The sequence below is a fragment of the Citrobacter sp. MGH110 genome (assembly GCF_001037515.1).
Taxonomy (GTDB): domain Bacteria; phylum Pseudomonadota; class Gammaproteobacteria; order Enterobacterales; family Enterobacteriaceae; genus Citrobacter; species Citrobacter portucalensis.
In genome coordinates, this window is sequence record NZ_KQ089830.1 from 3,013,126 (window position 1) to 3,038,652 (window position 25,527).

At 53.8% G+C, this 25,527-nt stretch carries 24 protein-coding genes; 8 read left to right on the top strand and 16 right to left on the bottom strand.

What is annotated here, in order from left to right; all coding sequences use genetic code 11:
* Positions 1-5: 5 nt before the first annotated feature.
* Complete coding sequence (gene creA / locus SK38_RS14190) at positions 6-479, bottom strand: protein CreA (protein ID WP_003018998.1); 474 nt, start codon at positions 477-479, stop codon at positions 6-8.
* A 211-nt stretch (positions 480-690) separates the two neighbouring features.
* Between creA and robA the strand changes: the two genes are divergently transcribed.
* Complete coding sequence (gene robA, locus SK38_RS14195) at positions 691-1,560, top strand: MDR efflux pump AcrAB transcriptional activator RobA (RefSeq protein WP_003829933.1); 870 nt, start codon at positions 691-693, stop codon at positions 1,558-1,560.
* Here the strand turns inward: robA and gpmB are convergent.
* Entirely contained in the window at positions 1,557-2,204 is a 648-nt protein-coding gene (gene gpmB, locus SK38_RS14200) for a 2,3-diphosphoglycerate-dependent phosphoglycerate mutase GpmB (protein ID WP_003019006.1), read from the bottom strand. The two genes, robA and gpmB, sit on opposite strands and share 4 nt — an antisense overlap.
* A 52-nt stretch (positions 2,205-2,256) precedes the next feature.
* On the opposite strand from gpmB, the gene yjjX reads away from it, so the two are divergent.
* Entirely contained in the window at positions 2,257-2,772 is a 516-nt protein-coding gene (gene yjjX, locus SK38_RS14205; protein WP_048236170.1) for an inosine/xanthosine triphosphatase, read from the top strand.
* 55 nt (positions 2,773-2,827) lie between these two features.
* Here the strand turns inward: yjjX and trpR are convergent, their stop codons facing one another.
* Together trpR and sltY are read right to left on the bottom strand one after the other, a co-directional pair.
* Positions 2,828-3,154: a trp operon repressor gene (gene trpR, locus SK38_RS14210; protein ID WP_008786138.1), complete on the bottom strand. Its 327-nt coding sequence runs from the start codon at positions 3,152-3,154 to the stop codon at positions 2,828-2,830.
* Between the two features lie 89 nt (positions 3,155-3,243).
* The gene (sltY, locus tag SK38_RS14215; RefSeq protein ID WP_048236171.1) at positions 3,244-5,181 is read right to left on the bottom strand and encodes a murein transglycosylase; all 1,938 of its coding nucleotides are present in this window, start codon (positions 5,179-5,181) and stop codon (positions 3,244-3,246) included.
* Between the two features lie 331 nt (positions 5,182-5,512).
* On the opposite strand from sltY, the gene ettA reads away from it, so the two are divergent.
* Entirely contained in the window at positions 5,513-7,180 is a 1,668-nt protein-coding gene (gene ettA, locus SK38_RS14220) for an energy-dependent translational throttle protein EttA (RefSeq protein WP_003829940.1), read from the top strand.
* Between the two features lie 99 nt (positions 7,181-7,279).
* On the opposite strand, the gene nadR is transcribed toward ettA, so the two are convergent.
* The 3 genes from nadR to serB all read right to left on the bottom strand — a co-directional run bounded on the left by nadR (position 7,280) and on the right by serB (position 11,032).
* Complete coding sequence (gene nadR / locus SK38_RS14225; protein ID WP_003829942.1) at positions 7,280-8,509, bottom strand: multifunctional transcriptional regulator/nicotinamide-nucleotide adenylyltransferase/ribosylnicotinamide kinase NadR; 1,230 nt, start codon at positions 8,507-8,509, stop codon at positions 7,280-7,282.
* Positions 8,510-8,597: 88 nt separating this feature from the next.
* Complete coding sequence (gene radA / locus SK38_RS14230; RefSeq protein WP_003829944.1) at positions 8,598-9,980, bottom strand: DNA repair protein RadA; 1,383 nt, start codon at positions 9,978-9,980, stop codon at positions 8,598-8,600.
* A gap of 83 nt (positions 9,981-10,063) precedes the next feature.
* A complete protein-coding gene (gene serB / locus SK38_RS14235) occupies positions 10,064-11,032 on the bottom strand; it encodes a phosphoserine phosphatase (protein ID WP_003829946.1) in 969 nt (322 codons plus the stop codon).
* A gap of 115 nt (positions 11,033-11,147) precedes the next feature.
* Here serB and SK38_RS14240 point away from each other — a divergent pair, with 115 nt between their 5' ends.
* Both SK38_RS14240 and lplA read left to right on the top strand, forming a co-directional pair.
* Positions 11,148-11,789: a YtjB family periplasmic protein gene (locus SK38_RS14240; RefSeq protein WP_048236172.1), complete on the top strand. Its 642-nt coding sequence runs from the start codon at positions 11,148-11,150 to the stop codon at positions 11,787-11,789.
* Between the two features lie 37 nt (positions 11,790-11,826).
* Positions 11,827-12,843 carry a lipoate--protein ligase gene (lplA, locus tag SK38_RS14245; RefSeq protein WP_048236173.1) on the top strand — a complete coding sequence of 339 codons (1,017 nt, stop codon included), beginning with the start codon at positions 11,827-11,829 and terminating at the stop codon, positions 12,841-12,843.
* A 150-nt stretch (positions 12,844-12,993) separates the two neighbouring features.
* Here lplA and deoD read toward each other — a convergent pair whose 3' ends face one another.
* From deoD to deoC, 4 genes are all read right to left on the bottom strand, one after another.
* A complete protein-coding gene (gene deoD, locus SK38_RS14250) occupies positions 12,994-13,713 on the bottom strand; it encodes a purine-nucleoside phosphorylase (RefSeq protein WP_000224864.1) in 720 nt (239 codons plus the stop codon).
* Positions 13,714-13,917: 204 nt separating this feature from the next.
* Positions 13,918-15,141, bottom strand: coding sequence for a phosphopentomutase (deoB, locus tag SK38_RS14255; RefSeq protein ID WP_003019037.1), 1,224 nt, complete (start codon positions 15,139-15,141; stop codon positions 13,918-13,920).
* A gap of 51 nt (positions 15,142-15,192) precedes the next feature.
* Positions 15,193-16,515, bottom strand: coding sequence for a thymidine phosphorylase (deoA, locus tag SK38_RS14260; protein ID WP_003845626.1), 1,323 nt, complete (start codon positions 16,513-16,515; stop codon positions 15,193-15,195).
* A gap of 135 nt (positions 16,516-16,650) precedes the next feature.
* Complete coding sequence (gene deoC / locus SK38_RS14265) at positions 16,651-17,430, bottom strand: deoxyribose-phosphate aldolase (protein ID WP_003019042.1); 780 nt, start codon at positions 17,428-17,430, stop codon at positions 16,651-16,653.
* Between the two features lie 261 nt (positions 17,431-17,691).
* Between deoC and SK38_RS14270 the strand changes: the two genes are divergently transcribed.
* The 3 genes from SK38_RS14270 to SK38_RS25015 are packed head-to-tail and all read left to right on the top strand — an operon-like array spanning position 17,692 to position 20,554.
* Positions 17,692-19,242: a YjjI family glycine radical enzyme gene (locus SK38_RS14270; RefSeq protein ID WP_048236174.1), complete on the top strand. Its 1,551-nt coding sequence runs from the start codon at positions 17,692-17,694 to the stop codon at positions 19,240-19,242.
* Positions 19,214-20,077, top strand: coding sequence for a YjjW family glycine radical enzyme activase (locus SK38_RS14275; RefSeq protein ID WP_048236175.1), 864 nt, complete (start codon positions 19,214-19,216; stop codon positions 20,075-20,077). Before SK38_RS14270 ends, SK38_RS14275 begins: the two co-directional genes overlap by 29 nt.
* Positions 20,078-20,554: a hypothetical protein gene (locus SK38_RS25015; protein ID WP_156183259.1), complete on the top strand. Its 477-nt coding sequence runs from the start codon at positions 20,078-20,080 to the stop codon at positions 20,552-20,554. It begins immediately after the preceding gene.
* Here SK38_RS25015 and SK38_RS14280 read toward each other — a convergent pair.
* From SK38_RS14280 to prfC, 5 genes are all read right to left on the bottom strand, one after another.
* A complete protein-coding gene (locus SK38_RS14280; protein WP_048236176.1) occupies positions 20,544-21,320 on the bottom strand; it encodes a metal-dependent hydrolase in 777 nt (258 codons plus the stop codon). The genes SK38_RS25015 and SK38_RS14280 overlap by 11 nt on opposite strands.
* A complete protein-coding gene (locus tag SK38_RS14285) occupies positions 21,317-22,390 on the bottom strand; it encodes a patatin-like phospholipase family protein (protein ID WP_048236177.1) in 1,074 nt (357 codons plus the stop codon). The genes SK38_RS14280 and SK38_RS14285 overlap by 4 nt, the downstream gene beginning before the upstream one ends.
* 244 nt (positions 22,391-22,634) lie before the next feature.
* Positions 22,635-22,796 carry a DUF1328 domain-containing protein gene (locus SK38_RS24130; protein WP_003019081.1) on the bottom strand — a complete coding sequence of 54 codons (162 nt, stop codon included), beginning with the start codon at positions 22,794-22,796 and terminating at the stop codon, positions 22,635-22,637.
* Positions 22,797-22,923: 127 nt separating this feature from the next.
* A complete protein-coding gene (osmY, locus tag SK38_RS14290; RefSeq protein ID WP_048236178.1) occupies positions 22,924-23,541 on the bottom strand; it encodes a molecular chaperone OsmY in 618 nt (205 codons plus the stop codon).
* 308 nt (positions 23,542-23,849) lie between these two features.
* Positions 23,850-25,439 (bottom strand): peptide chain release factor 3, encoded by a 1,590-nt coding sequence (gene prfC, locus SK38_RS14295; protein ID WP_003829982.1) that lies wholly within the window; start codon positions 25,437-25,439, stop codon positions 23,850-23,852.
* Positions 25,440-25,527 lie beyond the last annotated feature (88 nt).

Consider the following 25,527-nt stretch of genomic DNA (forward strand, 5'->3'; position numbering starts at 1 on the left):
CCTTGTTATTGCCGCCACGGCATGATGGGTACCGCGCTGATGGCATTTTTGGGCGATCCATCGACCACTTTATCTGAATAGGCCAGATAGGCCAGCGCATTACGTTTCGCATCGTAAAAACGCACGACCTGTAAAGATTTAAACACCAGCGAGGTACGTTTCTTAAATACCACTTCGCCTTGAGCTTTACCGTTCTTGATTCTGTCGCTCAGTTCTACCGGCCCAACCTGCTGGCAAGAGATGGCGGCATCGGAGGTATCTTCCGCCAGCCCCAGTCCACCTTTGATGCCGCCGGTCTTCGCACGACTCACGTAACAGGTCACATTGGTAACATCCGGATCGTCAAACGCTTCGACCACAATTTTATGATCCGGCCCAAACATTTTGAACACCGTATCGACAGATCCAATCTGCTCCGCATGGGCGACCTGCGCCAACATCAGCAGAATTGAGGAAATGACTAAGCTCTTATATTTCATATTGTTACCATTCTTAAAAGTTGTTCTGCGTAATTATTAAACATTCTAAGATAAAATGTATACAGATCACAGGATTACAATAATCACGCTTTCGTATGTCCGAAAAAAGCACTTATGAGCAAAAAAAACACTGAATGCTAAAACAGCAAAAAATGCTATTATCCTCATACCTGACGTCAGGTACTCGTTGTTGAAAGGATGAGGATATTTTATGGATCAGGCTGGCATTATTCGCGACCTATTAATCTGGCTGGAAGGTCATCTGGATCAGCCTTTGTCGCTTGACAATGTGGCGGCAAAAGCGGGCTATTCCAAGTGGCACCTGCAGAGAATGTTTAAGGACGTGACGGGCCATGCTATTGGCGCCTATATCCGCGCCCGTCGTTTATCGAAATCCGCAGTGGCGCTGCGCCTGACTGCGCGTCCAATTTTGGATATTGCGCTGCAATATCGCTTCGACTCTCAACAAACTTTTACTCGCGCATTCAAGAAACAATTTTCGCAGACACCAGCGCTGTATCGCCGTTCACCGGAATGGAGTGCATTCGGTATTCGCCCGCCAATGCGACTGGGTGAATTTACGATGCCTGCGCACGAGTTTGTCACCCTGGAAGATACGCAACTGCTCGGCACCACGCAAAGCTATTCCTGCTCGCTGGAACAGATTTCAGATTTCCGTCATGAAATGCGTATTCAGTTCTGGCGCGACTTCCTTGCTCAGGCTCCGGCGATCCCGCCAGTGCTGTACGGGCTTAACGAAACGCGTCCGAGCATTGAAAAAGATGACGAACAGGAAGTGTTTTACACCACAGCACTGACGCCGGAACAGGCCAATGGCTACGTGCCGTCGGCGCAGCCTATCCTGTTACAGGGTGGCGAGTACGTGATGTTTACCTACGAAGGGCTGGGAACCGGCGTGCAAGAGTTTATCCTGACGGTTTACGGCACATGCATGCCGATGCTGAACCTGACGCGCCGTAAAGGACAGGATATCGAGCGATACTACCCGGCAGAAGATGCCAAAGCGGGAGATCGCCCGATCAACCTGCGCTGCGAATTCCTGATTCCGATTCGCCGCTAGCGCTGTAGTTCATCCAACGCAGGGGCGTCCAGATGTGAGATGTCCCCTGCCGTTTCAACGACCCATCCCGGCGCCAGCCATAAGCTTTCCTGGTAATCAACGCGAGAAATTGAACAGTTGCGCAGACGCAAGCGACGTTCAGCCCATGCCGGTAATCCCAGAATTGTGCTCACCAGGCAACCCAGCGCGATACCGTGGCTGACCAGCAGTGGACGACTTCCCGGCGGCAGCTCCAGACAGGATGCCAGCGCCGCATTGACGCGATCGCTCAGCTCCTGCATCGATTCCCCTTCCGGAATACGACCATCCACCGTGCCGTTCACCAACTGGCGACGCCAGCCCTCTTCCTCTGGCGTCAGCGTATCGATGTGACGTTTTTCCAGCACCCCCATATTCAGCTCACGCAGACGAGAATCATAGGTGATATCACAGCCGCAGGCCTGGGCGATGATTTCTGCGGTGCGTCGTGTACGACCAAGATCGCTACTGATGACATGCGTAATACCAAACGAGCGGGCGCGTTCTCCCACCTGCATGGCTTGCTGTTCACCTTTAGCGGTCAGTGGGCTGTCTGACTGGCCTTGAATACGTCGCTCGGCGTTCCACTGCGTTTCGCCATGGCGAACAAGGTATACCTGTAACATGCTTTTTTTCCGTTATACTGCGATGCGATGAATTTTCAAACTGAGCTTAATTATGCACAAGGTTATCTCTGCGACCACCAATCCTGCCAAAATTCAGGCAATTCTGCGGGCATTTGAAGAGATTTTCGGGGAAGGATCCTGCCATATTGAACCCGTCGCCGTCGAGAGTGGCGTGCCGGAACAACCTTTCGGAAACCAGGAAACGCGCACTGGCGCACGAAATCGCGTTGATAACGCTCGCCGCCTGCACCCGCAGGCTGATTTCTGGGTCGCCATTGAAGCAGGAATTGACGATGACGCCACCTTTAGTTGGGTGGTGATTGATAACGGCGTTCAGCGCGGTGAAGCTCGTTCAGCCACGCTGCCATTGCCTACTGTCATTCTCGACAGAGTCCGTAAAGGTGAAGCACTCGGCCCGGTGATGTCGGACTATGCGGGTATTGATGAAATTGGCCGTAAAGAAGGCGCAATCGGCGTTTTTACCGCGGGCAAGCTGACGCGCTCAAGCGTCTATCACCAGGCGGTGATTCTGGCGCTCAGCCCGTTTCATAACGCGGTGTATTTATAGCATTGTGCCGGATGTTCAATCGTAGGCCGGATAAGGCAAAGCCGCATCCGGCGGATCAATGTTTCCCGAGCAACACCTGCTCCAGCCACTGACGCAAATCCACCGGTGCGGATTTGAGGCTGTTCGACCCCCGCGTAATAGTGGCAATTCCCGCCCCGAGCTCGTTTTTAAGCTCACGCTGGCTCATCTCGCCGCGCAGCAGCTCTTCAATGATACGCACACGCGTGCCCAACGCTTCACGCTCATCCGGCGTTAACATCAAATTGAGCAGTGGCAGGTGTAAATCTTGTTCGTAGGCGTGTTTAAGCAGATCGACAAAACGTAACCACTCCTGGTGACGTTGTTCTGCCATCTCTGCTGAATAGGGTGATTGCTGAGTCATAAGATATCGCCATCGTTGCGGGGGAAGCGTGCTTGCTTCCCCCTTTTGTACTCTTTAACGAGTACGATAGCATAACACAATCGACACGATCAGTAACGACGTTGCCATTCTGCGTCGCTCATCAAATCCGGTTTATCGCCGAGGAAATAGCGATAGTACGCATCATAAGCCAGCACATTCTTCACGTAACCACGCGTCTCTGAGAATGGAATACTTTCGACAAACGCCACAGCATCAATGCGGCCAGCGCTATTGCCAAGCCAGGTGCGAACGCGCCCCGGACCGGCGTTATAGGCTGCCGACGCAAAGATGCGGTTATTGCCGAATTGCTGATATACGTACTGCAAATAGCTGGTACCAATGTTGATGTTGGTATCAGGATCCAGTAGCTGGCTCGGACTGCTGTAACCTGGAATCGAGAACATTTTCACCGTATGCGTCGCCGTGCCCGGCATAATCTGCATCAGCCCGCTGGCGCCGACCGGTGATTTCACTTTCGGGTTCCAGGCGCTTTCCTGACGCGCTATCGCCATCGCATAGCTTGGCTGAATATCCTTGCCGCTGGTGTAACGGGTAAACAGATCTTTATAGGCCAATGGGAAGCGCTCTTCCAGATGATCCCACAGCTTACCGGCGATCGTCGCCTGAACGCTCAGATCCCACCAGTGATTGTTGAACGCGTAACGCGCCAACTGAGCCTGCTCGGACTTGGTACGGCTGGTAACCAGATTCGCCCATTCACTGCGCGCGGTATTATCCATGTTCCAGTACATTAGCTCGCGTACGCGTGCCATTTCTGGCCCCTGAGTCAGCGCAGAATCAACGTTCGCTGGCGCTTTATCCACTTTCAGCTCGTACTCTTCGCCCAGCCGCTGTGCCGCCACCATCGGATAGAAACCACGCTGCTGCATGAGCTGGTGCAGGATCTCTTTGGCTTCCGCATCACGTCCGCGCTCCAGCAGCAGATCAGCCTGCCAGTAGCGCCACTCGTCTTTTTCTTTTGCTTCCATTGGCAGACGTGCCAGCCAGGTATTCAGGCCACGACGATCGCCGGTTCCCAGCGCCATGCGCACGCGACGCTCCACAAGCGAGGTGGAATTAGAGCGCATAATCGCATCATCACGCCATTTGGCCTGCTCGTCAGTGACGTCATTGCCCATCAGACGCCAGGCAACAATATCGCGTAGCTCCTGGGTTTGCTCGTCATTAAGCTGTTGCGCCTGCACCAGGGGCGGGATCATCAGGCGGGCGTTTTCCACATCCTGACGCGCCACGCTGGCAAAGGCGACCGCCGCCATCTGTCGGGTGAAATCCGTGGCGCCGGTGGTGCGTGCAAAAGTCATCACCGAATTCGGATCGTTGGCCAGCGAGATGATCGCAGAGGCAATGGTTTGGTATTGCGCGGGCATCTGTCCAGCCAGCGCCGTCACCAGACCGGTATTCCCGGCTTTCATCGCCAGACGAATACGCTCCAGATACGCCAGCGGATCCTGAGTGCCTGAGGCGCGCCATACGCCAAATAATTTGTCACAGGCATTCGGCTGACTTTTCCCGGTCAACCACAGCTCTTTCGCGCCCTGCCAGGCTTCTTCGGTTTGCCCGGTACTCCATTTCGCGAAGTAATAGTTACATTGCGCTTCCGTGGTACCCGGTTTTTCCGGGCTGAACGCCAGCAGTCCGCGCCAGTCTTCGCGGCGCGCCAGTTCATTCACGAAACGCGATTGCAGCGTACGCGCAGGGGGCAGTGTCGGATTGGCACGCACAAAATTGGTAACGGTAATGGTGGGCTGATTCATCAGATCGTCAGTGATCTGACGATATTCCAGATACGGGTACAGAGGATAGTTCTTCAGGCCGGGCATCATCTGCTCTACGACATCCATCTGTCGGTTGTCCCAGGCTTGCTTGATTTGCGCATAACGATTGCGCTGCTCATCCAGGGAGTCGGCTCGCGCCACCTGACTTACCGTCAGCAGACATACGCTGGCTGCCAGCAGGCGCCAGGTAAATTGATTGGCTTTGTCCACAAGCTCTTCCTCTTCTCATGTTACGTCTGTGCAGCATCATGCCGCTTAATTAATTCATGCTAACCAGACATTGCAGAATGCGCCACGTCACGGACACTTTTTTACTTTTGTTGCGAGTGGGATCTGCTGGCTGGGATTGGGCAATGAAAAAGGCTACACTTCGCCTTTGATAACTATTTACCAATAATTAGCCCTAAATAATTCAAGTTGCAGCAAGGCGGCGAGGAAGTGAATCCCCTGAGCGTACAAAAGTACGTGACTGGGGTGAACGACACAGCCAACGCATCTGCGGCTTGAAGTATGACGGGATAAACATAGAGGCGAGTCCAACGTGGCCCAATTCGTTTATACCATGCATCGTGTCGGCAAGGTCGTTCCGCCGAAACGTCATATTCTTAAAAACATCTCACTGAGCTTCTTCCCTGGCGCCAAAATCGGTGTTCTCGGTCTGAACGGTGCGGGTAAATCTACCCTGCTGCGCATCATGGCCGGTATTGATACCGATATCGAAGGTGAAGCTCGCCCACAGCCAGGCATTAAAATCGGTTACCTGCCGCAGGAACCAAAACTGAACCCAGAACATACCGTTCGTGAATCCGTTGAAGAAGCGGTTGCCGAAGTGGTTAGTGCACTGAAAGGTCTGGATGAAGTTTACGCCAAGTACGCCGAGCCGGACGCCGACTTCGATAAACTGGCCGCACAACAGGGCAAGTTTGAAGAAATTATCCAGGCGCACGACGGCCATAACCTGAACGTGCAGCTTGAGCGTGCCGCTGACGCCCTGCGTCTGCCGGACTGGGACGCTAAAATTGAGAATCTCTCCGGTGGTGAACGCCGCCGCGTTGCGCTGTGCCGCCTGTTGCTGGAAAAACCAGATATGCTGCTGCTCGACGAACCGACCAACCACCTGGATGCGGAATCCGTCGCGTGGCTGGAACGCTTCCTGCACGATTTCGAAGGCACCGTAGTGGCGATTACCCACGACCGTTACTTCCTCGACAACGTTGCGGGCTGGATCCTGGAGCTGGACCGTGGTGAAGGTATTCCGTGGGAAGGTAACTACTCTTCCTGGCTGGAACAGAAAGATCAGCGTCTGGCCCAGGAAGCTTCTCAGGAAGCGGCTCGCCGTAAATCCATTGAGAAAGAGCTGGAGTGGGTGCGTCAGGGCGCTAAAGGTCGTCAGTCTAAGGGTAAAGCCCGTCTGGCACGCTTTGAAGAGCTGAACAACACCGAATACCAGAAACGTAACGAAACCAACGAACTGTTTATTCCACCTGGGGCACGTCTGGGCGATAAAGTCGTTGAAGTCACCAATCTGCGTAAATCCTACGGCGATCGCGTTCTGATCGACGATCTGAGTTTCTCCGTACCGAAAGGCGCAATTGTCGGCATCATCGGTCCGAACGGCGCGGGTAAATCTACCCTGTTCCGTATGATGTCCGGTCAGGAACAGCCTGACAGCGGCACCATCACGCTGGGTGAAACCGTCAAACTGGCCTCCGTTGACCAGTTCCGTGACGCCATGGACAACAGCAAAACCGTGTGGGAAGAAGTTTCCGGCGGGCTGGATATCATGCGAATCGGCAACACCGAGATGCCAAGCCGTGCCTACGTGGGCCGCTTCAACTTCAAAGGTGTGGATCAGGGCAAACGCGTCGGCGAGCTGTCCGGTGGTGAGCGTGGTCGTCTGCACCTGGCGAAGCTGCTGCAGGTTGGCGGCAACATGCTGCTGCTCGATGAACCAACCAACGACCTGGATATCGAAACCCTGCGCGCGCTGGAAAACGCCCTGCTGGAATTCCCGGGCTGCGCGATGGTTATCTCGCACGACCGTTGGTTCCTCGACCGTATCGCCACCCACATTCTGGATTACCAGGATGAAGGTAAGGTTGAGTTCTTCGAAGGTAACTTTACCGAATACGAAGAGTACAAAAAACGTACGCTGGGCGCCGATGCGCTGGAGCCGAAACGTATTAAGTACAAGCGTATTTCTAAGTAATTAGCGTTAAGTGCCGGATGGCGGCGTTACGCCTTATCCGGCCTACGAGGTTAGTGCGACTTGTAGGCCGGATAAGCGCAGCGCATCCGGCATTAAAACCTACCTCTGCTCGCCCATCAACTCTTTCACCAACTCCACGCAGCGCAGGAAGCGGCCGTCGTAGTCAGGCTCCTGAACGTGCACAAAATTGATATTGTTTTCCTGCAGCATCTCGACCAGCAGCGTCTGAAACGCTTTTCTGTCAACTGAGCTTCCAAGGCTGCGTAAGCCATCCGCCACCCACGGGGTGTTGTTTTCCAACAGGATCACAAGGTCGAAGCGATACTCATCAATAAGCGCTTGCACAAACGGATGTTCGCGCCCTTCATACTTTTTACAGAAGGCCTGAGTGGTTACGAAATCGGTGTCGATGAACGCCACTTTATTGGCGTACTTAACAGCAAAGTCAATGTATTGCGCTTGTCCTAAGGCGATTTTATCGTAGTCAGAATACTGCAACGCCATCTCATCGCCGCCCAAATGGGAGAAGACATAATCACGCCCGTATTCCCACGCACTGGTGGTATTAAAAATATTGGCGAGCTTGTTCACCAGCGTCGATTTACCGCTCGACTCCCCGCCGAGGATCGCCACGGTGCGCACGAAAAACGGCTTCACTTCGGTCGGAATATACTCCCAGTAGCGAAACGGGTTTTCACGGATTTGCCCGCCGCTGATGCTCATGAACGTCCGCTTAGGATCCACCAGCACGGTTTCGATCCCCAAATGTTCGAGATACTGCGGGGCATCTGATTCTTCAGAGGTGTAGATCCAGTTTGGCTGGATCCCTTTCTCCTGCATAAACGTTTTGATCCCGTTGCTCCACACGTCCCAGCCGTGCGGATACGGCTCCATGCCTTCTTCGTTGAAGGCATGAATACGGATATTTTTCTGATACTTAAAGGTTTGCAGCAGCCAGCGTAAACGATCGGGCACCGTAGGCTGTTGCGACATGGCACTGTCTTCAAACAGGCTGCGATCGCGCGTGTCGTCATAACCCATGATGATATGCAGTTCATCGACCTGACTACAGGCGCGCTGGATAAGATAGATATGGCCGGTGTGCAGCGGATAAAACTTGCCGAATACCACACCGATATTTTTCTGCTGGCGCGGAAACTCCAGACCGAGAAAGCGGTGCAACGCCTCCAGTTTCTGCGCGCTGGGGCTTTTGATTTTGGCATTCAGCAGTTGGCTTAGGTATCCCTTGGTCATGCCACTGGCATCCGCCACCTGTTGCAGGGTACAGCCCTTTTGCTTTATGGCGGTTTTCAGATATTCAAATGACACAAGAGCCTCCTGCTGGAAAAATCGCGTAACACTGCCTGATGGCGCTTCGCTTATCAGGCCTACAAAATCAGTATGTACGGGTATTTGATTATAGGTCGTCAAACACGCTTAACGCATCCGCAAGCTTCTTAACGCCAAAGACCTGCATGCCTTCCGGTACTTTTTTCGGTACGTTAGCGGCAGGGACAATCGCCCGGCGAAAGCCGTGCTTCGCCGCTTCCGAAATACGCTCCTGGCCGCTGGGTACCGGACGGATTTCGCCCGCCAGCCCCACTTCGCCAAAGACCACTAAATCCTGCGGCAGCGGCCTGTCGCGCAGACTGGAAACCATTGCCAGCAGCAACGCCAGGTCGGCGCTGGTTTCGGTGACTTTTACGCCGCCGACTACGTTAACGAACACGTCCTGATCCGCCATCTGCAAGCCACCGTGACGATGCAGCACCGCCAGCAGAATAGCCAGACGGTTCTGTTCCAGACCGACCGCCACGCGACGCGGGTTCGCCATCATTGAGTGATCGACCAGCGCCTGAATCTCTACCAGCAGCGGGCGCGTACCTTCCCAGACCACCATCACCGAACTGCCGGAGGTGACCTCGTCGCCACGGCTTAAGAAGATAGCGGAAGGGTTGCTGACTTCACGCAGGCCCTGTTCGGTCATAGCAAAGACGCCCAGTTCGTTCACCGCGCCAAAGCGGTTTTTATGGCTACGCAGAGTACGGAAACGGGAATCGGCGTCACCGTCGAGCAGTACCGAACAGTCAATACAGTGTTCGAGCACCTTCGGCCCGGCCAGCGAGCCGTCTTTGGTGACGTGGCCGACCATGACAATCGCCACGCCGCGCGTTTTGGCAAAGCGCGTCAGGTAAGCCGCCGTTTCACGCACCTGCGCCACGCTGCCCGGCGAAGACTGAATATCCGCCATGTGCATTACCTGAATGGAGTCGATCACCATCAGCTTCGGCTGTTCTTCTTCGGCAATCAGGCAAATTTGTTCGATACTGGTTTCCGACAGCATATTCAGATTCGCTGTCGGCAAACCGAGCCGGTGCGCACGCATCGCCACCTGCTGCAGTGACTCTTCACCGGTGACGTACAGAGTTTTCATCTGCTCAGCGAGCTTGCACAGCGTTTGCAGCAGCAGCGTTGATTTCCCCGCGCCGGGGTTACCGCCAATCAGAATAGCGCTGCCGGGTACCACACCACCGCCCAGCACGCGGTCAAACTCTTTAAATCCAGTGGAAAAACGCGGCAGTTCTTCAAGGCTGATGTCAGACAGCTTCTGCACTTTTGCCACGCCCGCATTCCCGGCATAGCCACTGAGCCGCTCGTTACGCGCCACCGTTGGCGATGCGGCAAGGCGCACCTCGGTAATGGTATTCCAGGCCTGACAGGCGCTGCATTGCCCCTGCCAGCGCGGGTAATCGGCCCCGCATTCATTACAAACAAAGGCGCGTTTTGGAGCTTTGGCCACGTTTTACCTCTTTCGTTAACGCTTTTGCCGGATGGCGCAGGCGCTTATCCGGCATACGGACACCCTGCCATCAGGCAATTTAATCATTTCTGGTTCATGCTGCCGGAGAGAATGCAGAACACGCCCATCAGGTCAGCGTGGCGGATAGTAATCTCCGTCTTTTCATTCACTTTCGGTTTAGCATGATACGCAATACCCAGCCCGGCCGTTTTGATCATCGGCAGATCGTTAGCACCGTCGCCGATCGCCACCGTCTGCGCCATCGGGATCTCATATTCTTGTGCCAGGCGGGTCAGGGTATTGGCTTTGTACTGGGCATCGACGATATCGCCGATCACGTTGCCGGTAAATTTACCGTCCATGATCTCCAGCTCGTTTGCCACAGCCGCCGTCAGACGCAGTTTATTACGCAGGTAATCGGCAAAGAAGGTAAAGCCGCCAGAGGCAATAGCCACTTTCCAGCCGAGCGTCTCCAGTTTTAACACCAGTTGTGTCAGGCCTGGCATCAGCGGTAGCGTTTCGCGCACCTGGTGCAGAATATTGGCATCAGCACCCTTCAGCGTCGCCACGCGACTACGCAGGCTGGCGGTAAAGTCCAGTTCGCCGCGCATTGCGCGTTCCGTGACTTCCGCAACCATCTCACCGGTTCCAGCCAGTTTAGCAATTTCATCAATGCATTCGATCTGGATTGCCGTTGAGTCCATGTCCATCACCAGTAAACCCGGTGTGCGCAGATGCGGAATTTTGCCTAACGGGGCAACATCCAGTTTGGCATCATGCGCCAGTTTTGCCGCGCGCGGCGTTAACGAACCCGCCAGGCGAATCACCTGATAATCCTCGACGCACCAGGCAGCAACAATCACCATCGCTGCACCCAGTTTGCTCTGGTATTGCGTTAAACGTTGTTTATCCAGCCCACGACCGTACAGCAGCCAGCCACTGCGGCCCGCGTGGTAGTCCAGCGGCATGACTTCATCGCCACTTAAAGAGAGAGGCAGACCTGGCCACAGAGAAACATCTTCAGGTAGATCGCACCAGGTTATGTTAGGCATTAAAGCTCCTGTAAAATCGTTCGGGTCGGAATCATCAGGGGAAAATAACGCATGAGGCTACCCTGTAACCAGCGCTTCTGGCAACATTAAGTCTCAAATTTTCAGCAGGTGGAATATGGCTCGCGCAAAACTGAAATTCCGACTTCATCGTGCAGTGATTGTATTGTTCTGTCTTGCGCTGCTCGTCGCCCTGATGCAGGGCGCATCCTGGTTTAGTCAAAGTCACCAGCAGCAGCGTAATCCGCAGCTCGAAGAGCTGGCCCGTACGCTGGCCCGCCAGGTGGCGCTAAATGTTGCTCCGCTAATGCGTACCGAAACGCCGGATGAAAAACGCATCAAAGCGGTACTCACACAGCTGACGGAAAGTAGCCGTATTCTGGACGCTGGCGTATACGATGAACAGGGAGACCTGATTACGCGCACCGGCGAGAGCGTCAACGTTCGTGACCGACTGGCGCTCAACGGCAAAAAAGCCGGGGGTTATTTTAACCAGCAGATTGTCGAACCCATTCAGGGGAAAAATGGTCCGCTGGGCTATTTGCGTCTGACGCTGGATACCCACACCCTCGCCACCGAGGCGAAGCAGGTAGATAACACCACCAATATCTTACGCCTGATGCTGCTGCTGGCGCTGGCGATTGGCGTCGTGCTCACCCGTACCTTATTGCAAGGCAAGCGTACCCGCTGGCAGCAATCCCCTTTCCTGCTGACCGCCAACAAACCGGTGCAGGAAGAAGACAACGAGAAAAAAGAGTAAAAGCAGTAAAAACTGTAAAACAGAAGGGAAATCAACCATGACTACACTACGCCTGCTTATCTCAGACTCTTACGATCCGTGGTTTAACCTCGCGGTCGAAGAGTGCATTTTTCGCCAGATGCCCGCCACGCAGCGCGTCCTGTTCTTGTGGCGTAACGCCGATACGGTGGTGATTGGCCGGGCGCAAAACCCGTGGAAAGAGTGTAATACCCGCCGTATGGAGGAAGACAACGTGCGGCTCGCCCGCCGTAGCAGCGGCGGCGGCGCGGTGTTCCATGACTTAGGCAATACCTGCTTTACCTTTATGGCCGGTAAACCGGAATACGACAAAACCATTTCCACCGCGATTGTCCTCAACGCATTGAATTCTCTGGGTGTGACGGCAGATGCCTCCGGGCGTAACGATCTGGTTGTGAAAACGCCAGACGGCGATCGCAAGGTTTCAGGCTCTGCTTATCGGGAAACGAAAGATCGCGGATTCCACCACGGCACGCTGCTGCTAAATGCCGATCTCAGCCGCCTGGCAAATTATCTCAATCCCGACAAAAAGAAACTCGCGGCAAAGGGGATCACCTCTGTCCGCTCACGGGTGGCGAATTTGACGGAGCTGTTACCGGGCATCACCCATGAACAGGTCTGTCAGGCCATCACGGAAGCCTTTTTTGCTCATTATGGCGAACGCGTTGAAGCGGAAGTGATCTCACCAGATAAAACGCCGGACCTGCCAAATTTTGCCGAAACCTTTGCCCGCCAGAGCAGTTGGGAATGGAATTTTGGTCAGGCACCTGCTTTCTCGCATCTGCTGGACGAGCGTTTCACCTGGGGTGGCGTTGAGCTGCATTTCGACGTCGAAAAAGGTCATATCACGCGCACACAGGTGTTTACCGACAGTCTCAATCCCGCGCCGTTAGAAGCGCTGGCGGAGCGGCTACAGGGCTGCCAGTATCGCGCCGATGTTTTACAGCAGACTTGCAAAGCGCTGGTTACGGAATATCCGGATCAGGAAAACGAGCTGCGTGAACTGGCGGCGTGGGTGGCGAAGGCCGTGCGTTAAGCGATTAGTGGCGAATTGCCGGATGGCGGCTGCGCCTTATCCGGCCTACAAGACCGCTCCTGTAGGCCTGATAAGCGAATCGCCATCAGGCATTAATAGCGGCATTCCCATAGGCCCGGCCAGCGCAGCGCCACCGGGCCACAACAACCCTTACTCTTTATCGCCCAGCAGAACGGATTCCAGCGCGATTTTGATCATGTCGTTGAAGGTCGTCTGACGTTCAGCGGCAGTGGTCTGCTCGTGAGTACGGATATGGTCGGAAACGGTGCAGATGGTCAGCGCTTTTGCACCAAATTCCGCAGCAACACCGTAGATGCCCGCCGCTTCCATTTCCACGCCCAGCACGCCGTATTTTTCCATCACGTCGAACATTTCACCGTCCGGAGAGTAGAACAGGTCAGCAGAGAACAGGTTGCCCACGCGCGCGTCTACACCCAGTGCTTTTGCCGCATCAACCGCGTTACGCACCATGTCGAAGTCAGCGATAGCAGCGAAGTCATGATCTTTAAAACGGATACGGTTAACTTTGGAGTCGGTGCAAGCGCCCATACCGATAACCACGTCACGCAGTTTAACGTCCATACGCACAGCGCCGCAGGAGCCTACGCGAATGATTTTCTTCACGCCGAAATCGGTGATCAGCTCTTTGGTGTAGATGGAGCAGGACGGGATACCCATACCGTGACCCATAACGGAGATCTTACGGCCTTTGTAAGTACCGGTGAAACCTAACATGCCGCGAACGTTGTTCACTTCACGAACATCTTCGAGGAAAGTTTCAGCAATATGCTTTGCACGCAGCGGGTCGCCCGGCATCAATACGACGTCAGCGAAATCACCCATTTCTGCATTAATATGTGGAGTTGCCATTTTTTGTCCTTATTTCGTTGTTATTGCCTGATGGCGGCCACGCCTTATCAGGCCTACAAAACGTATGCAAAACAGTGAAATACCCTAAGGATTTCGCGTTGTAGAAAGGCGACGAATTCGTGAATCCCCGGGAGCATAGATTCACTATGTGACCGGGGTGAGCGAATGAAGTCAACGCATCTACAGCGCGAAAGACAACGGGTATTACAGCATGTTTTTACCGTAGTCCATCGGTGACGTACCAAAGTAGCTCGCCAGCGTCTGACCAATATCCGCGAAGGTTTCACGGTGACCTAAAGAACCTGGTTTCACTTTCGGGCCGTAGACCAGTACCGGGATGTGTTCACGGGTGTGGTCAGTGCCGGTCCAGCTTGGGTCGCAGCCGTGGTCAGCGGTCAGGATCAGAATGTCATCTTCACCCACCAGCTCCATCAGCTCAGGCAGACGGCGGTCGAACAGTTCCAGGCCCGCAGCATAACCGGCGATATCGCGACGATGTCCCCAGGAAGAGTCGAAATCAACGAAGTTGGTGAAGACGATGGTCTTATCACCTGCTTCTTTCATCTCTTTGATGGTGGCGTCGAACAGCGCGTCCAGACCGGTGGCTTTCACTTTTTTGGTGATGCCGCAGTTAGCGTAGATATCCGCAATTTTACCGACGGAAACCACGTGACCGTCTTTTTCGTCGACCAGTTTCTGCAGCACGGTCGGTGCTGGCGGCTCAACGGCCAGGTCGTGACGGTTACCGGTACGCTGGAAGTTACCGGCTTTATCACCGATGAACGGACGTGCGATAACACGACCGATGTTGTAACCACCTTCGGTCAGCTCTTCACGTGCGATTTCGCACAGCTCGTAGAGTTTATCCAGGCCAAACGTCTCTTCGTGGCAGGCAATCTGGAACACGGAGTCAGCGGAGGTATAGAAAATCGGCTTGCCGGTTTTCATATGCTCTTCACCCAGTTGATCCAGGATCACGGTACCGGAAGAGTGGCAGTTGCCGAGGTAGCCTGGCAGGTTGGCACGTTTTACCAGTTTATCCAGCAGTTCCTGCGGGAAGCTGTTTTCATGATCGGAGAAATAACCCCAATCAAACAGAACCGGGACACCCGCGATTTCCCAGTGGCCAGACGGCGTGTCTTTCCCGGAAGAAAGTTCATGCGCCCATGCGTAGGCACCAATCACTTCCGCGTTACCGTCCATACCAGCAGCAATTTTACCGGTAGAACCTTCGTGAGCTTTCACCAGGCCCAGACGGGTCAGGTTAGGCAGATTCAGTGGACCTTTGCGACCATTGTCAGCCTCACCTTTCGCACAGGCTTCTGCAATGTGTCCCATAGTGTCTGAACCTACGTCGCCAAAGCGATCCGCATCTTCAGTCGCACCAATACCAAAGGAGTCCAGCACCATAATAAATGCACGTTTCATCTTGTTCTCCATACATCTGCGCCGCAAAAAAGCGATCAGATCAGTATACAGTTATTCGGTAATACGACGATAGACTGTCGGTGTAATTTCTGGCGCTTTATCGTCAAGGCTAATTGCCGCTTTGACCGCTTTCGCCGCTTCCTGCCAGCTGGCTTCGTCTTTCGCGTGGATCACCGCCAGCGGGCGTTGTCCGTCTACGCTGTCGCCCAGACGCGCCATATCGCTAAAGCCAACGCTGTAATCAATGGTGTCCGAAGCCTGACGACGACCGCCGCCCATGGAAACGACCGCCATCCCCAGCGCGCGGGTATCCATCGCGCTGACAAAGCCTTCGGTATCAGCATATACCGCTTTGCTGAGCATTGCCGTCGGCAGGTACTTCGCATAATTTTCGACGAAATCGGTCGGGCCTTTTTGCGCCGCAACCATGCGACCAAAAATCTCTGCCGCTTTACCGTTGTCCAGCACGGTCTGCAATTTCGCACGGGCTTCGGCGTCATCTTTCGCCAGATTACCGGAGATCAGCATTTCCACGCACAGCGCCATGGTGACGTCTAACAGACGTGGATTGCGGTATTCACCGGTCAGGAACTGCACCGCTTCGCGAACTTCGACCGCGTTACCTGCGCTGGAGGCCAGCACCTGATTCATATCGGTTAACAGCGCGGTGGTACGTACACCCGCACCGTTTGCCACACCGACAATCGCTTCAGCAAGAGCTTCAGAAAGCTCGTAGGTCGGCATAAAGGCGCCGCTGCCCACTTTCACATCCATCACTAGCGCATCCAGCCCTTCCGCCAGTTTTTTCGCCAGAATGGAACCGGTAATCAGCGGGATGGAATCCACCGTCGCGGTAATATCGCGGGTGGCATAAAAACGTTTATCCGCCGGTGCGAGCGAGCTGGTTTGCCCAATAATCGCCACACCCACGTCTTTAATAATTTCACGGAAGCGCGCGTCGTCCGGGAAGATGTCAAATCCAGGAATCGCTTCCAGTTTATCGAGCGTACCGCCGGTATGCCCCAGGCCACGCCCGGAGATCATCGGAATATAGCCGCCGCACGCTGCGACCATCGGGCCTAACATCAGTGACGTTACGTCACCTACACCGCCGGTAGAGTGTTTATCCACAATCGGGCCGTTCAGCTGCAGGCTTTTCCAGTCCAGCACGGTTCCTGAATCACGCATTGCCATGGTCAGCGAAACTCGCTCAGGCATTGTCATATCGTGGAAGAAAATGGTCATCGCCAGGGCGGCGATTTGCCCTTCAGAGATGGTGTTGTCGCGAATACCATTGATAAAGAAACGAATTTCTTCATCGCTCAGCGCATGACCATCACGTTTTTTACGAATAATTTCTTGTGCGAGAAACACGGTAACCCCCAGGGGAAAAGAGTAGAAGGCCGTTGTAGGCCGGGTAAGCAACGCGCCACCCGGCAGTCGTCTTAATGCCGGATGGCGGCTACGCCTTATCCGGCCTACGTCGCTACAGCTCCGGCAATATAAGGCTTAGTAGCTGCTTGCGCTCTTGCCGTCGCCGTGACCCAGCGCTTTCAGCAGGCTCGCCAGCAGGCTGGATGCGCCAAAACGGTAGTGACGAGAATCAGCCCAGTCAGCGCCAAACAGTTCATCGGCAATCGCCAGGAACTGCTGTGCATCTTCTGCAGTGCGCACGCCACCAGCCGGTTTGAAACCTACAGTTTTAGAAACACCCATGTCGCGGATCACTTCCATCATGATGCGTGCGCTTTCCGGCGTCGCATTGACCGGCACTTTACCGGTAGAGGTTTTGATGAAATCAGCACCGGCTTTAATGGAGATTTCAGACGCTTTGCGAATCAGTGCTTCTTCTTTCAGCTCACCGGTTTCGATGATGACTTTCAGCAGCACGTTTGCCGCCGCACACGCGTCTTTGCAGGCTTTAACCAGATCGAAACCAATCTGCTCGTTACCGGCGATCAGTGCACGGTACGGGAACACCACGTCAACTTCATCTGCGCCGTAAGCAATCGCCGCGCGGGTTTCAGCCAGCGCAATCTCGATGTCGTCGTTGCCATGCGGGAAGTTGGTTACGGTTGCAATGCGGATGTCCGGCGTGCCCTGCTCTTTCAGGGTCTTACGCGCAATAGGGATGAAACGCGGATAGATACAGATTGCGGCAGTGTTGCCAACCGGGGTCTTCGCCTGATGACACAGCGCGATCACTTTTTCATTGGTGTCGTCGTCATTCAGGGTGGTCAGGTCCATCAGTTTCAGTGCACGCAGGCTGCTTGCTGTTAAATCGGTCATAACATTCTCCAACGGCATCGCCGTATAAAATTTCACCTTGCGAGTTTGTTAGTATTCTAACATCCGCTCGCTATTACACTTCGATATACATCACAGTTAATGAAAACCACATACAGATTTGCATTACTCTAATGAGATCTACTTCAAATAAATCACCTTTTCTAAAGGGATGCGGTGGCATCAGGCGCATCCGGATCAAAGGTTGCGGCGGCATTGCTTTCTACAATGGCGTTACACCTTCGGGATAAAAAGGAATCAACGATGCCCACTTCAAGCGAACTCGCGCTGCAACAGCGTTGCCAACAAATCGTGACCAGCCCAGTGCTCAGCCCTGAGCAGAAACGCCACTTTCTGGCGCTGGAAGCTGAAAACGCGCTGCCTTACCCGCAACTGCCTGCACAGGCACGTCAGGCGCTGGATGATGGGGTAATCTGCGATATGTACGAAGGTCATGCCCCGTTCAAACCGCGCTATGTTTTACCCGATTACGCGCGTTTTCTGGCCAATGGCTCATCGTGGCTGGAGCTGGAAGGCGCCAGGGATCTTGATGACGCGTTATCCTTACTCACTATTCTTTACCACCATGTTCCGTCAGTGACGTCGATGCCGGTTTATCTCGGCCAGCTCGATGCCCTGCTGCAACCGTATGTTAGAATTCTAACACAAGACGAGATCGATATTCGAATAAAACGTTTCTGGCGTTATCTCGACAGAACCCTGCCAGACGCGTTTATGCATGCCAATATCGGCCCCGCCGATACACCAGTCACCCGTGCAATTTTACGCGCAGATGCAGAGTTAAAGCAGGTTTCGCCTAATCTGACATTCATTTATGACCCGCAAATCACACCTGACGATCTGCTGCTCAACGTGGCGCAAAATATCTGCGAGTGCAGTAAGCCGCATATTTCCAACGGCCCTGAAAATGATAAAATTTTCACAAAATGTCAGTATGGCGTCGTCAGTTGTTACAACTCTTTGCCGCTCGCCGGGGGTGGAAGCACGCTGGTCAGGCTTAATCTGAAAGCCATCGCAGAGCGCAGCACCTCTGTCGATGACTTCTTTACTCGCACCCTACCGCACTACTGCCAGCAGCAAATCGCCATCATTGATTCACGATGTGAATTTCTCTATGAGAAATCACATTTCTTTGAGAATAGCTTCCTCGTGCAGGAAGGGTTGATTGATCCCAAACGTTTTGTGCCTATGTTCGGGATGTATGGTCTGGCGGAGGCGGTTAACCTGCTGTGCGATAAGGCGGGACAGAATGCGCGCTATGGGAAAGATGAGTTCGCCAATCAGCTCGGCTATCGTATTAGCGCCTACCTGGCTGAGTTTGTCGAAAACACCCCGGTGAAATATGGCTGGAAGCAGCGCGCGATGCTGCATGCACAGTCGGGCATCAGTTCTGACATCGGCACCACGCCAGGGGCACGCCTGCCTTACGGCGATGAGCCGGACCCGATCACCCATCTGCAAACCGTCGCGCCACATCACGCGTTTTATCACGCCGGGATCAGCGACATTCTCACTCTGGATGAAACCATCAAGCGTAATCCTCAGGCGCTGGTGCAGTTGTGCCTCGGGGCGTTTAAAGCCGGAATGCGCGAGTTTACCGCCAACGTGAGCGGCAACGATCTGATTCGCGTTACGGGTTACATGGTGCGTCTATCGGATCTGGAAAAGTATCGCGCCGAAGGGTCACGAACCAACACCACCTGGCTTGGCGAAGAAGCCGCGCGCAATACGCGCATTCTGGAACGACAACCTCGCGTGATTAGCCATGAACAGCAGATGCGCTTTAGTCAGTAGGCTGATTCCTTTCTCCTGCGTTGATGGGCCGGGCAGTCGTCTGGCTCTGTTTCTGCAAGGATGTAATCTGCGCTGTAAAAATTGCCACAATCCGTGGACGATGGGACGCTGCAACGACTGCGGGGAGTGTGTGCTGCATTGCCCGCATGAGGCGCTGAACCTGAGCGCGGGGAAAGTGTGGTGGCAGTCCGATGTGTGTCAGCAGTGTGACACCTGCCTGCACATGTGCCCCCAGCAGGCCACGCCGATGGCGCAGAGTATGAGCGTTGATGAAGTGCTGCAACATATTCGTAAAGCGTCACTGTTTATCGAAGGGATAACCGTTAGTGGCGGTGAAGCGACTACCCAGCTCCCCTTTATTGTGGCGCTATTTACCGCGATAAAAACCGATCCGCAGTTGCAACACCTGACCTGCATGGTCGACAGCAACGGCATGCTGAGCGAAACCGGCTGGCAGAAGCTGCTGCCGGTGTGCGACGGCGTAATGCTGGATTTAAAAGCTTGGGACAGCACGTGTCATCGGCAGCTTACCGGCCGCGATAACACGCTGATTAAACAAAGCATTACCTTTTTGTCCGGGCAGAGAAAACTGGCGGAACTCCGCCTACTGGTAATTCCTGGTCAGGAAGATTATCTACAGCATATCGATGCGCTGGCGGCGTTTATCAAACGCACCGGTGACGTACCGGTACGGCTGAATGCCTTTCATGCGCACGGGGTGTATGGCGAAGCGAAGGACTGGCCGAGCGCCACGCCGAAGGATGTGGAACACCTGGCGCAAAGATTGCGCGAGCGCAGAGTGGATAATTTGATCTTCCCGGCGCTGTACCTGTGATTGCCGGATGCGGCTACATCATTTGCAGGCCGGAAAAAACACAGCCGCCATCCGGAAAAGTTATGCCTGATGCGCTTTGCTTATCAGGCCTACGAAACACACACTTTTGTAGGCCGGATAAGACGCAGCCGCCATCCGGCAAAAATATGCCTGATGCGCTTTGCTTATCAGGCCTACGAAGCACACACTTTTGTAGGCCGGATAAGACGCAGCCGCCATCCGGCAAAAATATGCCTGATGCGCTTTGCTTATCAGGCCTACGAAACACACACTTTTGTAGGCCGGATAAGACGCAGCCGCGATCCGGCGAAGTTATGCCTGATGCGCTTTGCTTATCAGCCCTACGAAGCGCACACTTTTGTAGGCCGGATTAGGCGCAGCTGCCATCCGGCAAAAATATGCCTGATGCGCTTCGCTTATCAGGTCTACGAAGCGGACACTTTTGTCGGCTGGCTACGCCATCCAATCACATGTTAAACAGCGCCGTGGTATTACGATACAGCGCGTCAGCGATCACGTCCGCAGGTTCCGGGCGCAGTTCGCATAAGACGTCGAAGACTCTGACTACCTGCTCCGGGCGGTTAGGCTGCCCCTGAAAGCCGTTGAGCGGCATATCCGGCGCGTCGGTTTCCAGCAACAGCGATTCCAGCGGCAGTTGCGCTATTACCTCGCGGGTTTTACTGGCGCGCGGATAGGTAATGGTGCCTCCCACGCCAATTTTGTATCCCAGTTGCACAAAGCGCTCTGCCTGCTGCACGCTCCCGGAAAAACCATGCACCACGCCAGTTCGCGGCAAAGCATGACGTTTCAAGCGCATCGCCAGCTTGTCATGGGTGCGCCGCGAATGCAGGATCACCGGCAATTCATACCGCTTCGCCAGCTTTAGCTGCGCTTCCAGCACCCGCTCTTGCTTATCGAATTGCGGATCGTCCCGATACAGATCCAATCCAATCTCGCCTAGCGCCACCAGCTTTTGTGGGCGCTTATCCAGCTCCTGTTGCAACTGGTCCAGGCAGTCATCGCTATGTTGTTCAATAACAATGGGATGCAGACCAAGCGCGGCAAACAATGGAGGATAATTTTCCGCTAACGCCAGTACGCGGGGAAAATTCGCCGCCTGGGTGGCCGGAACGATAATGCTCTGTACACCAACCTCCGCCGCGCGCTGAATGCTGGCAGATTCATCGCCGGTAAACGGCGGGAAATCAAAGTGACAATGCGTATCGATAAAACGATAACTCACGCCAAATCCTCATTATCAAACGTCGTGTCGTTCGCCTGAGGCGCATCGGTCACCACTGGCACATGGGCATCGTTGGCCACCGGTGCGGGAGGAACTACCACCGGTCCCGGCACCACAATCTTCGGCGTCTGACGAGGCAAGGGCGCATTTTTCGCCAGCAGTTTGCCGACTGTCGCCAGAAAGTAACGACCGCACAGGCGTCCGGTTTTGTAATCTTCCCTCAGTGCCGGAATACGGCTGCCCAACGCCATGCTATGGAGTGGTTTTGGCGGATAGATCTCAAAAATACGCAGCTTGCCCGGCGGCTTCTCAATAAAACTCTGGATAGCACGATAGCTGGTCTCATGATGCTGCACCAGATTCAGAAACGGTTGCAGGCTACTTTCACCCAACCAGCGCTCCATACGTTTGAACCACTGCGGGGTGTAGTACATTTGCGAAGGTACAGTGCGAATCACTACCAACGTTTTTGCCCCCTGCTTCGCTGCCTCCTGCACAGGTATGGCATCGCTAACTCCTCCATCCAGATAGTTCACACCGTCCAATACAACCCCTGTGCGGTAGAACCCGGGAATCGCGCTGGAGGCTCGAATGAGGTCGAGCCAGTTTTGCCGGTTCGGCGAAAAATAGCCGGGCGTGTAATCATCGCCCCGACAGGCGCACATATAAAACGCTTTCCCTGCGGCAAACAGACGCTCGGCGTTATCCATTGCCAGCGGCATCTGGGACGCAGTCGAATCCACCAGCCAGTCGAGATCGATTAAGTTTCCCCCGCGCACAAAGCGCACCGGGTCAAAAAATTCGCGTCGGGTGGTGTAACGCATAATGACTTTACGGCCATAACCAGGCTGGTTACACAGATAGGCTGAAAGGTTTTGCGCGCCGGCGGACGTCCCATAGTAGAGATCAAAGGGATTGAACTGCGCACGCATGAATTCATCCAGTACGCCAGCGGTGAAAATGCCTCTTTGTCCCCCGCCCTCGCACACCAGCGCCACACTGCCTGGTTGAAATGGACGTAACGATAACGGCGCAATATTACCGAGCGTGACGGGTATTCTCTGCCCCACCTCTGCCTTCCTGTTGTTTTTGTAATAGAGCAACAAAGTAACGCAAATTGCCTGACGCTAAAACCGTAAAAGCCAGTCCAATGGACTGGCTTAGTAGCAAGATATCTTTACGGTTAATCCCCAAAATAATTCGAGTTACAGGAAGACGGCAAGTGCGTGAGTCCCGATGAGCTTACTCTGGTAAGTGATTCGGGTGAGCGCGCGCAGCCAACGCACCTGTAGCTTGAAGAATAATGGGGATGGGCTAGGGTCGTTTACGCCCGGTAAACAGGCTGACCAAAAACAGAATGATCCCCACCACAAACACAATTTTCGCTGCGCCGGCTGCAGTACCCGCCAGTCCACCAAAACCGAGTGCGGCGGCAATTAACGCGATAACCAGAAATATGATGCCCCATCGAAACATATGCTTCTCCTTTACCATAGTTAATTTCACCGCTTGATATGAGCGCTCAGGCTGCCCATCGGCGATATTTTCAGTGTGGTGCACAACACGCCTCCCGACAAACGTCAGGAGGACGAATTAAGTCTAATTACTGAGTTTTGAGATCGTTTTTGACGCTTTTCACGCCATCAATCGCTTTGGCGATGCTCTCAGCACGATCGCTTTGAGCCTGTGAATCGACGGTGCCTGAAAGTTGCACAACGCCATCGATGGTCTCAACTTTCACCTTGCGGGAAGGGACGATATCATCGGCCAGCAGCTTGGCTTTTACCTCACTGGTGATTGCCGTATCGCCCGCATAACCTTTTACAGAGGTGTCTTTGCTATCGCGCACGTGCAGTTTGTCGCTAACGGAGGTCACACCCTCAACGCCTTTCGCCACTTTCACCGCTTCTTCGGCCTGTGCCTGGCTTTCAACAAACCCGCTTAGTGTCACCACCTTTTGATCTGTTTTGACGGAAATATCGGTGCTCTTAATACTTTCGTGGTCCACCAGCGCGGCTTTTACTTTCGCGGTGATGGTGCTGTCATCCATGAAATTACCGACTTTGTTCATAGAGCTATCGACTTTCTGCCCCGCACTTTCGACGCCGGATTGCGCTTTATCCATCGTGGCGTTTTCTGCATAAGCAGAACCCGTTGCAACAGCGGAGGTCAGCATCACGGCCAGCAGCGTTTTAGAAATCTTAAGTCCTGTCATTGTCATCGATGTATTCCTGTATGTTTTGCTAAAAGCTATGCTCTGCCGTTACACGGCCTGAACCAGCAACTAATCTTGTAAGTGGAATAAATATCAGCAATAGACGCTGCAACAGGCAGCCTAAAAAGCATTAAACGCCGATATTTATGTCATCACATTGTTAAATATAGTTCACGATTTCGTGATCGCAGTCAGAATTGATTAAAAAATAGGCAAACAAAAGAAAAACGCGAGGTTTTAAGAACATTCCGCAAGGGATTTAAAAGACAGGAAAAGTTGCAGGACACGGCGGATACCGTGCCCTGGAAGGTCGATTAGTGTTCGCGTGTTTTACGGAACTGAACGTCCGGGTAACGTTCCTGGGTGAGATTCAGGTTAACCATGGTTGGTGCGATATAGGTGAGGTTATCGCCGCCATCCAGCGCCAGCTGAATTTCGTTCTTACGCTTAAACTCTTCGAATTTCTTCACGTCAGAACATTCTACCCAGCGCGCAGTCGCCACGTTGACGGATTCATAAATCGCTTCAACGTTGTACTCGCTCTTCAGACGTGAAACCACCACGTCAAACTGCAGCACACCGACAGCGCCCACGATCAAATCGTTATTGGCGATCGGACGGAATACCTGCACTGCGCCCTCTTCTGACAGCTGAACCAGCCCTTTCAGCAGCTGTTTCTGCTTCAATGGATCCTTCAGGCGAATACGACGGAACAGCTCCGGTGCGAAGTTCGGAATACCGGTGAACTTCATCATTTCGCCCTGTGTAAAGGTATCGCCGATCTGGATAGTGCCGTGGTTATGCAGACCGAGAATATCGCCCGGATACGCTTCTTCCACATGAGAACGGTCACCGGCCATAAAGGTGAGTGCGTCGGAGATCACCACGTCTTTACCAATGCGCACCTGGCGCATTTTCATGCCTTTCTCATACTTGCCGGATACCACACGCATGAACGCCACGCGGTCACGGTGTTTCGGGTCCATGTTGGCCTGAATTTTAAACACGAAACCGGTGAACTTCTCTTCTGAGGCTTCAACGACGCGGGTGTCGGTTTTACGCGGCATCGGCGCAGGCGCCCACTCCACTAAGCCGTCCAGCATATGGTCAACGCCGAAGTTACCCAGCGCGGTACCGAAGAAGACCGGGGTGATTTCTCCCGCGAGGAACAGCTCATGGTCGAACTCGTTGGACGCGCCCTGCACCAGCTCCAGCTCGTCGCGCAGCTGCTGCGCCAGGTCTTCACCCACGGCAGCATCAAGTTCCGGGTTGTTCAGACCTTTAACAACACGCACTTCCTGAATGGTGTGTCCTTTACCGGTCTGATACAGGTAAGTTTCATCTTTATAAAGGTGATAGACACCTTTGAACAACTTACCGCAGCCAATCGGCCAGGTGATTGGCGCACAGCCGATTTTCAGTTCGTTCTCGACTTCATCCAGCAGCTCCATCGGATCGCGGATGTCACGGTCGAGTTTGTTCATAAAGGTCAGGATCGGCGTATCGCGCAGACGGGTAACTTCCATCAGCTTACGGGTACGATCTTCGACGCCTTTTGCAGCATCGATAACCATCAGGCAGCAGTCCACCGCCGTCAGAGTACGATAGGTATCTTCGGAGAAGTCTTCGTGCCCCGGGGTGTCCAGCAGGTTCACCAGGCAGTCATGATACGGAAACTGCATCACAGAGGTGGTAATGGAGATACCACGCTGCTTTTCCATTTCCATCCAGTCAGATTTTGCATGCTGGCTGGAGCCACGGCCTTTTACCGTACCGGCGGTCTGAATGGCCTGTCCGAATAACAGTACCTTTTCAGTAATTGTCGTTTTACCGGCATCCGGGTGAGAAATAATGGCAAAAGTGCGGCGTTTGGCCACCTCTTGCAAATAAGGAGACAACGTCATAGTCAAATCTTCTTAGGTAAGCACGGCAACGGGCCGGGCAAGTTGAATACGAAAAATTGCGGCTATTTTACCCATCAACGGGGGGGAG